A 6457-nucleotide genomic window follows, 5' to 3' on the forward strand; every position below is an offset into this window, starting at 1 on the left:
TCCTACTCCAATCAGTTGCGGAACGGGAACTTGAAAGCACGCAGCAGAGCGCGGCCTTCGTCGTCCGAACGAGCAGTGGTGGTCAGGGTGATGTCCAAACCGCGCAGAGCATCGATCTTGTCGTAGTCGATTTCCGGGAAGATGATCTGCTCTTTCACGCCCATGCTGTAGTTGCCACGGCCATCGAAGGACTTGGCATTCAGGCCGCGGAAGTCGCGAACCCGAGGCAGGGAGATCGCCAGCAGGCGGTCCAGGAATTCGTACATCTTGTCGCTACGCAGGGTCACCTTGACGCCGATCGGCCAGCCTTCGCGGACTTTGAAGCCAGCGATGGACTTGCGAGCGAAAGTCACAACCGGCTTTTGACCGGTGATCTTTTCCAGGTCGGCAACAGCGTGCTCGATGACTTTCTTGTCGCCGATCGCTTCGCCCAGACCCATGTTCAGGGTGATCTTGGTAACGCGCGGAACTTCCATCACGTTCGACAGCTTAAGTTCTTCCTTAAGCTTAGGAGCGATTTCGTTCCGGTAAATCTCTTTCAGTCGTGCCATGGTCTTCTACCTAGCAGTGTTCAAGCATCAACCGCTTTTTGGGTCGACTTGAAGACACGAATTTTTTTACCGTCTTCTACTTTGAAGCCAACGCGATCAGCCTTGTTGGTTTCACCGTTGAAGATGGCAACGTTGGAAGCGTGCAGAGGCGCTTCTTTCTCGACGATACCGCCCTGTACGCCCGCCATCGGGTTAGGCTTGGTATGACGCTTGACCAGGTTCACGCCACCGATAACCAGACGGTCATCAGCCAGAACCTTCAGCACCTTACCGCGCTTACCTTTGTCTTTGCCGGCGATCACGATGATCTCGTCGTCACGACGAATCTTTTGCATGTCGGATCTCCTTACAGCACTTCAGGGGCGAGCGAGACGATCTTCATGAACTTCTCAGTACGAAGTTCACGGGTCACTGGCCCGAAGATGCGAGTGCCGATCGGCTCTTGCTTGGTGTTCAGCAGAACAGCAGCGTTGCCGTCGAAACGAATGATGGAACCGTCAGCGCGACGTACACCGTGACGGGTACGGACGACAACAGCAGTCATCACCTGGCCTTTTTTGACCTTACCGCGCGGAATTGCTTCCTTGACGGTTACTTTGATGATGTCACCGATGCCAGCGTAACGGCGGTGGGAACCGCCGAGCACCTTGATGCACATGACGCGACGAGCGCCGCTGTTATCGGCCACATCGAGCATGGATTGAGTCTGAATCATAAAATTTCTCCGACCCCTAGCCCTTAGACTTCAACAGCGCGTTCGAGGACTTCAACCAGTGCCCAGGACTTGGTCTTGGCCAGCGGACGGGTTTCGGTAATGGAAACCTTGTCGCCGATTTTGCACTGGTTGGTTTCGTCGTGCGCGTGCAGCTTAGTCGAACGCTTAACGTATTTACCGTAGATCGGGTGCTTGACGCGACGCTCGATCAGAACGGTGATGGTCTTGTCCATTTTGTCGCTGACGACACGGCCAGTCAGCGTACGGACGGTTTTTTCAGCTTCAGCCATGATCACTTACCTGCCTGCTGGTTGAGCACAGTTTTCACGCGAGCGATGTCACGCTTAACTTGCGAGAGCAGGTGCGACTGCCCCAACTGGCCAGTTGCTTTCTGCATACGCAGATTGAACTGGTCGCGCAGCAAGCCGAGCAGTTGCTCGTTCAGTTGCTGTGCCGATTTTTCACGAAGTTCATTCGCTTTCATCACATCACCGTCCGCTTAACAAAGGAGGTGGCGAGAGGCAGCTTTGCAGCAGCCAGGGCGAAAGCTTCGCGCGCCAGCTCTTCAGAAACACCCTCGATCTCGTACAGGACTTTGCCTGGCTGGATCTGGGCAACCCAGTATTCCACGGAACCCTTACCTTTACCCATACGAACCTCGAGAGGCTTCTTGGAGATCGGCTTGTCCGGGAACACACGGATCCAGATCTTGCCGCCACGCTTAACGTGACGGGTCAGCGCACGACGTGCGGACTCGATCTGGCGAGCGGTGAGGCGACCGCGAGCAACAGCTTTCAGGGCGAATTCGCCGAAGCTGACTTTGCTACCGCGCAGTGCCAGACCACGGTTGTGGCCAGTCATCTGCTTGCGGAATTTTGTACGCTTTGGTTGCAACATTTGGCGTACCCCTTACTTAGCAGCTTTTTTACGAGGCGCTGGTGCTTGTGGTTTCAGTTCTTCTTGGCGACCACCAATAACTTCGCCTTTGAAGATCCAAACCTTCACACCGATCACACCGTAAGTGGTGTGAGCTTCGTAGGTGTTGTAGTCGATATCGGCACGCAGGGTGTGCAGCGGCACACGACCTTCGCGATACCACTCGGTACGAGCAATCTCAGCACCGCCGAGACGACCGCTCACCTGGATCTTGATGCCCTTGGCACCAATACGCATGGCGTTCTGTACGGCGCGCTTCATGGCGCGACGGAACATTACGCGGCGTTCCAGCTGCTGAGCTACGCTCTGCGCAACCAGCATAGCGTCGAGTTCCGGCTTGCGGATCTCTTCGATGTTGATGTGCACAGGCACACCCATCTGCTTGGTCAGGTCCTGACGCAGCTTCTCGACATCTTCACCTTTCTTCCCGATAACGATACCTGGACGAGCGGTGTGGATGGTGATGCGTGCAGTTTGAGCCGGACGATGAATATCGATACGGCTTACGGACGCGCTTTTTAGTTTGTCTTGGAGGTACTCACGCGTTTTCAGATCCTTCAACAGGTAATCTGCGTAAGTAGCACCGTCTGCGTACCAGACGGAGGTGTGCTCCTTGACGATTCCCAGGCGAATGCCAGTGGGATGTACTTTCTGACCCATCTGATCGACTCCGTTACTTGTCCGCAACCTTGACAGTGATATGGCAAGACCGCTTGACGATGCGATCAGCACGGCCTTTGGCACGTGGCATGATGCGCTTCAGCGAACGCCCTTCGTTGACGAAGACGGTGGAGACCTTCAGGTCATCAACGTCTGCGCCTTCGTTGTGTTCGGCGTTGGCTACGGCCGACTCGAGGACTTTCTTCATGATTTCAGCAGCTTTTTTGCTGCTGAAGGCCAACAGGTTGAGCGCTTCGCCCACCTTCTTCCCGCGGATCTGGTCGGCGACCAAGCGGGCTTTCTGGGCGGAGATTCGAGCGCCCGACAACTTAGCGGCTACTTCCATTTCCTTACCCCTTAACGCTTGGCTTTCTTGTCAGCCACGTGCCCGCGATAGGTGCGGGTACCGGCGAACTCGCCCAGTTTGTGGCCGACCATGTCTTCGTTCACCAGAACTGGGACATGTTGACGACCGTTGTGTACCGCGATGGTCAGACCGACCATTTGTGGCAGGATCATCGAACGACGCGACCAGGTTTTAACTGGCTTGCGATCATTCTTCTCCACCGCCACTTCGACCTTCTTCAGCAGGTGAAGATCGATAAAAGGACCTTTTTTCAGAGAACGTGGCACTGTCGTATCCCTCTAGTTACTTGCGACGACGGACGATCATGTTGTCGGTACGCTTATTACCACGGGTTTTAGCACCCTTGGTTGGGAAGCCCCATGGCGATACCGGATGACGACCACCGGAGGTACGACCTTCACCACCACCGTGTGGGTGGTCAACCGGGTTCATGGCAACACCACGAACGGTTGGGCGAACGCCGCGCCAGCGTTTGGCACCAGCTTTACCCAGCGAACGCAGGCTGTGCTCGGAGTTCGAGACTTCGCCCAGGGTCGCACGGCACTCAGCCAGGACTTTACGCATTTCACCAGAGCGCAGACGCAGGGTCACGTAGACACCTTCGCGAGCGATCAGCTGAGCCGAAGCACCAGCGGAACGAGCGATCTGTGCACCTTTACCCGGCTTCAGTTCGATGCCGTGGATGGTGCTACCTACTGGAATGTTGCGCAGCTGCAGGGAGTTACCAGCCTTGATTGGGGCCAGTGCACCTGCGATCAGCTGGTCGCCAGCGCTCACGCCTTTAGGGGCGATGATGTAGCGACGCTCACCGTCTGCGTAGCACAGCAGGGCGATGTGAGCAGTACGGTTCGGGTCGTATTCGATACGCTCGACAGTGGCTGGGATGCCATCTTTGTCGTTGCGACGGAAGTCGACCAGACGGTAATGCTGCTTATGACCACCACCCACGTGACGAGTGGTAATGCGGCCATTGTTGTTACGACCACCAGACTTCGATTTTTTCTCGATCAGCGGTGCGTGAGGAGCGCCTTTGTGCAGCTCCTTGTTGACCACCTTGACCACGAAACGGCGGCCAGGGGAAGTCGGTTTGCATTTAACGATTGCCATGATGCACCCCTTCCTTACTCAGCACTGCTGCTGAAATCGAGATCTTGGCCTGGCTGAAGGGAGACGATCGCCTTCTTCCAGTCATTACGCTTGCCCAGACCACGTGCGGTACGCTTGGTTTTACCCAGAACGTTGACAGTCGACACGTTTTCAACTTTTACGTTGAACAGGCCTTCGACAGCTTTCTTGATTTCCAGCTTGGTTGCATCAGTAGCAACCTTGAATACGAACTGGCCTTTTTTCTCAGCCAGAACGGTAGCCTTCTCGGAAACGTGCGGGCCAAGGAGGACTTTGAATACGCGTTCCTGGTTCATCCCAGCAGCTCCTCGAATTTCTTCACGGCCGAGACAGTGATCAACACTTTCTCGTATGCGATCAGACTGACCGGGTCGGAACCTTGTACGTCACGTACGTCGACGTGCGGCAGGTTACGAGCAGCCAGGTACAGGTTCTGATCAACAGCGTCGGAAACGATCAAAACATCGCTCAGACCCATGCCGTTCAGCTTGTTCAGCAGATCTTTGGTTTTTGGCGCTTCAACAGCGAAGTCCTGAACCACGACCAGACGGTCGCTACGCACCAGCTCAGCGAGGATGGAGCGCAGTGCTGCGCGGTACATCTTCTTGTTGAGCTTCTGCGAGTGATCTTGAGGGCGAGCTGCGAAGGTTACACCACCGCCACGCCAGATCGGACCACGAGTGGTACCAGCACGAGCACGGCCAGTACCCTTCTGACGCCATGGGCGCTTACCGCCACCAGCCACGTCGGAACGGGTCTTCTGCTGCTTGGTACCCTGACGGCCGCCAGCCATGTAGGCCACGACTGCTTGGTGAACCAGCGTCTCGTTGAATTCGCCACCGAAAGTCAGTTCGGAAACTTCGATCGCCTGAGCGTCATTTACATTAAGTTGCATGTCAGTTTCCCCTTAACCGCGAGCCTTGACAGCTGGACGTACAACCACGTCGCCACCAGTAGCGCCAGGTACGGCACCTTTGATCAGCAGCAGGTTGCGTTCAGCGTCTACGCGAACTACTTCCAGGGACTGAACAGTCACGCGCTCGGCGCCCATGTGACCGGACATTTTCTTGCCCTTGAACACACGACCAGGAGTCTGGCACTGGCCGATGGAACCAGGAACACGGTGCGACACGGAGTTACCGTGGGTGTTGTCCTGACCACGGAAGTTCCAGCGCTTGATGGTACCGGCAAAGCCTTTACCTTTGGACTGACCAGTAACGTCAACCAGCTGGCCTGCAGTGAAGAGTTCAGCTTTGATCAGATCGCCAGCCTGGAAATCGCCTTCTTCAAGACGGAACTCCCAAACACCGCGACCAGCGGCAACGTTGGCCTTGGCGAAGTGGCCTGCCTGAGCGGCAGTCACACGCGAAGCACGACGCTCGCCGACAGTGACTTGCACTGCACGGTAGCCATCGGTTTCTTCAGTTTTGAACTGGGTGACGCGATTCGGCTCGATCTCAATGACCGTGACCGGAATGGAGACACCTTCTTCGGTGAAAATGCGGGTCATACCGCACTTGCGACCGATTACACCAATAGTCATGTTGTAAACCTCATGAGTGTACGGGGCTTTCACCCGCTATGGCCGCCCATTTCAGAGCGTTACACGACTAGACCGAAGTCTTAGCCGAGGCTGATCTGTACTTCCACACCTGCCGCCAGATCAAGCTTCATCAGCGCGTCAACGGTTTTATCCGTTGGCTGGACGATGTCCAGAACACGCTTATGAGTGCGGATCTCGTACTGGTCACGCGCGTCTTTGTTGACGTGCGGGGAAACCAGAACGGTGAAACGCTCTTTGCGGGTAGGCAGTGGAATTGGACCACGCACTTGTGCACCAGTACGTTTCGCGGTTTCCACGATTTCCTGGGTGGATTGGTCGATCAGGCGATGGTCGAAAGCCTTCAACCTGATACGGATTTGCTGATTTTGCATTGGATTTCAGACTCCAGGCTGTTCCCAACGGACGCACTACGCCCGCTAAAAGGAGGCGTGATTCTATAGACGCCCCCATTTAGTGTCAACCCAATAAAAAAAACCCCCGCTGAGCGGGGGTTTTTTCAATCGGTCGAGAGATTACTCGATGATTTTGGCTACGACGCC

14 protein-coding genes are annotated in these 6457 nt (G+C 55.6%); all 14 read right to left on the minus strand.

Annotated elements, in window-relative coordinates; translation table 11 throughout:
- Window positions 1–11: 11 nt before the first annotated feature.
- The 14 genes from rplE to rpsJ all read right to left on the minus strand — a co-directional run bounded on the left by rplE (window position 12) and on the right by rpsJ (window position 6289).
- Window positions 12–551, minus strand: a complete 540-nt coding sequence (gene rplE, locus ACF8SD_RS09885) for a 50S ribosomal protein L5 (protein ID WP_003255474.1) — start codon at window positions 549–551, stop codon at window positions 12–14.
- Between the two features lie 20 nt (window positions 552–571).
- Window positions 572–886: a 50S ribosomal protein L24 gene (gene rplX, locus ACF8SD_RS09890; protein ID WP_003255476.1), complete on the minus strand. Its 315-nt coding sequence runs from the start codon at window positions 884–886 to the stop codon at window positions 572–574.
- Window positions 887–897: 11 nt separating this feature from the next.
- Window positions 898–1266: a 50S ribosomal protein L14 gene (gene rplN, locus ACF8SD_RS09895; RefSeq protein WP_008089810.1), complete on the minus strand. Its 369-nt coding sequence runs from the start codon at window positions 1264–1266 to the stop codon at window positions 898–900.
- Window positions 1267–1289: 23 nt separating this feature from the next.
- Complete coding sequence (gene rpsQ / locus ACF8SD_RS09900) at window positions 1290–1556, minus strand: 30S ribosomal protein S17 (protein WP_023534981.1); 267 nt, start codon at window positions 1554–1556, stop codon at window positions 1290–1292.
- A 2-nt stretch (window positions 1557–1558) separates the two neighbouring features.
- Complete coding sequence (gene rpmC, locus ACF8SD_RS09905) at window positions 1559–1750, minus strand: 50S ribosomal protein L29 (protein ID WP_002555481.1); 192 nt, start codon at window positions 1748–1750, stop codon at window positions 1559–1561.
- A complete protein-coding gene (gene rplP, locus ACF8SD_RS09910; RefSeq protein WP_003255479.1) occupies window positions 1750–2163 on the minus strand; it encodes a 50S ribosomal protein L16 in 414 nt (137 codons plus the stop codon). Before rplP ends, rpmC begins: the two co-directional genes overlap by 1 nt.
- A gap of 12 nt (window positions 2164–2175) precedes the next feature.
- Window positions 2176–2862, minus strand: a complete 687-nt coding sequence (gene rpsC, locus ACF8SD_RS09915; RefSeq protein ID WP_003255481.1) for a 30S ribosomal protein S3 — start codon at window positions 2860–2862, stop codon at window positions 2176–2178.
- A gap of 13 nt (window positions 2863–2875) precedes the next feature.
- On the minus strand, window positions 2876–3208 hold the full coding sequence (rplV, locus tag ACF8SD_RS09920; protein WP_003103908.1) for a 50S ribosomal protein L22: 333 nt from the start codon (window positions 3206–3208) through the stop codon (window positions 2876–2878).
- 11 nt (window positions 3209–3219) lie between these two features.
- Window positions 3220–3495, minus strand: coding sequence for a 30S ribosomal protein S19 (gene rpsS / locus ACF8SD_RS09925; RefSeq protein ID WP_003255482.1), 276 nt, complete (start codon window positions 3493–3495; stop codon window positions 3220–3222).
- A 16-nt stretch (window positions 3496–3511) separates the two neighbouring features.
- Complete coding sequence (rplB, locus tag ACF8SD_RS09930) at window positions 3512–4336, minus strand: 50S ribosomal protein L2 (protein WP_003255483.1); 825 nt, start codon at window positions 4334–4336, stop codon at window positions 3512–3514.
- A gap of 14 nt (window positions 4337–4350) precedes the next feature.
- The gene (gene rplW / locus ACF8SD_RS09935) at window positions 4351–4650 is read right to left on the minus strand and encodes a 50S ribosomal protein L23 (protein WP_003255484.1); all 300 of its coding nucleotides are present in this window, start codon (window positions 4648–4650) and stop codon (window positions 4351–4353) included.
- A complete protein-coding gene (gene rplD, locus ACF8SD_RS09940) occupies window positions 4647–5249 on the minus strand; it encodes a 50S ribosomal protein L4 (protein ID WP_003255485.1) in 603 nt (200 codons plus the stop codon). Before rplD ends, rplW begins: the two co-directional genes overlap by 4 nt.
- Window positions 5250–5261: 12 nt before the next feature.
- Window positions 5262–5897, minus strand: coding sequence for a 50S ribosomal protein L3 (gene rplC, locus ACF8SD_RS09945; RefSeq protein ID WP_003255486.1), 636 nt, complete (start codon window positions 5895–5897; stop codon window positions 5262–5264).
- Window positions 5898–5977: 80 nt separating this feature from the next.
- A complete protein-coding gene (gene rpsJ, locus ACF8SD_RS09950; protein ID WP_003186070.1) occupies window positions 5978–6289 on the minus strand; it encodes a 30S ribosomal protein S10 in 312 nt (103 codons plus the stop codon).
- Between the last annotated feature and the right edge of the window lie 168 nt (window positions 6290–6457).

Origin of the sequence: Pseudomonas sp. CJQ_9 (assembly GCF_043106615.1) — a bacterium.
Taxonomy (GTDB): Bacteria; Pseudomonadota; Gammaproteobacteria; order Pseudomonadales; family Pseudomonadaceae; genus Aquipseudomonas; species Aquipseudomonas juntendi.

Bases quoted from the DNA above. Each gene is read 5' to 3' on its own strand.
- rplE (WP_003255474.1), bottom strand. From the start codon at position 551: ATGGCACGACTGAAAGAGATTTACCGGAACGAAATCGCTCCTAAGCTT.
- rplX (WP_003255476.1), bottom strand. From the start codon at position 886: ATGCAAAAGATTCGTCGTGACGACGAGATCATCGTGATCGCCGGCAAA.
- rplN (WP_008089810.1), bottom strand. From the start codon at position 1,266: ATGATTCAGACTCAATCCATGCTCGATGTGGCCGATAACAGCGGCGCT.
- rpsQ (WP_023534981.1), bottom strand. From the start codon at position 1,556: ATGGCTGAAGCTGAAAAAACCGTCCGTACGCTGACTGGCCGTGTCGTC.
- rpmC (WP_002555481.1), bottom strand. From the start codon at position 1,750: ATGAAAGCGAATGAACTTCGTGAAAAATCGGCACAGCAACTGAACGAG.
- rplP (WP_003255479.1), bottom strand. From the start codon at position 2,163: ATGTTGCAACCAAAGCGTACAAAATTCCGCAAGCAGATGACTGGCCAC.
- rpsC (WP_003255481.1), bottom strand. From the start codon at position 2,862: ATGGGTCAGAAAGTACATCCCACTGGCATTCGCCTGGGAATCGTCAAG.
- rplV (WP_003103908.1), bottom strand. From the start codon at position 3,208: ATGGAAGTAGCCGCTAAGTTGTCGGGCGCTCGAATCTCCGCCCAGAAA.
- rplB (WP_003255483.1), bottom strand. From the start codon at position 4,336: ATGGCAATCGTTAAATGCAAACCGACTTCCCCTGGCCGCCGTTTCGTG.
- rplW (WP_003255484.1), bottom strand. From the start codon at position 4,650: ATGAACCAGGAACGCGTATTCAAAGTCCTCCTTGGCCCGCACGTTTCC.
- rplD (WP_003255485.1), bottom strand. From the start codon at position 5,249: ATGCAACTTAATGTAAATGACGCTCAGGCGATCGAAGTTTCCGAACTG.
- rplC (WP_003255486.1), bottom strand. From the start codon at position 5,897: ATGACTATTGGTGTAATCGGTCGCAAGTGCGGTATGACCCGCATTTTC.
- rpsJ (WP_003186070.1), bottom strand. From the start codon at position 6,289: ATGCAAAATCAGCAAATCCGTATCAGGTTGAAGGCTTTCGACCATCGC.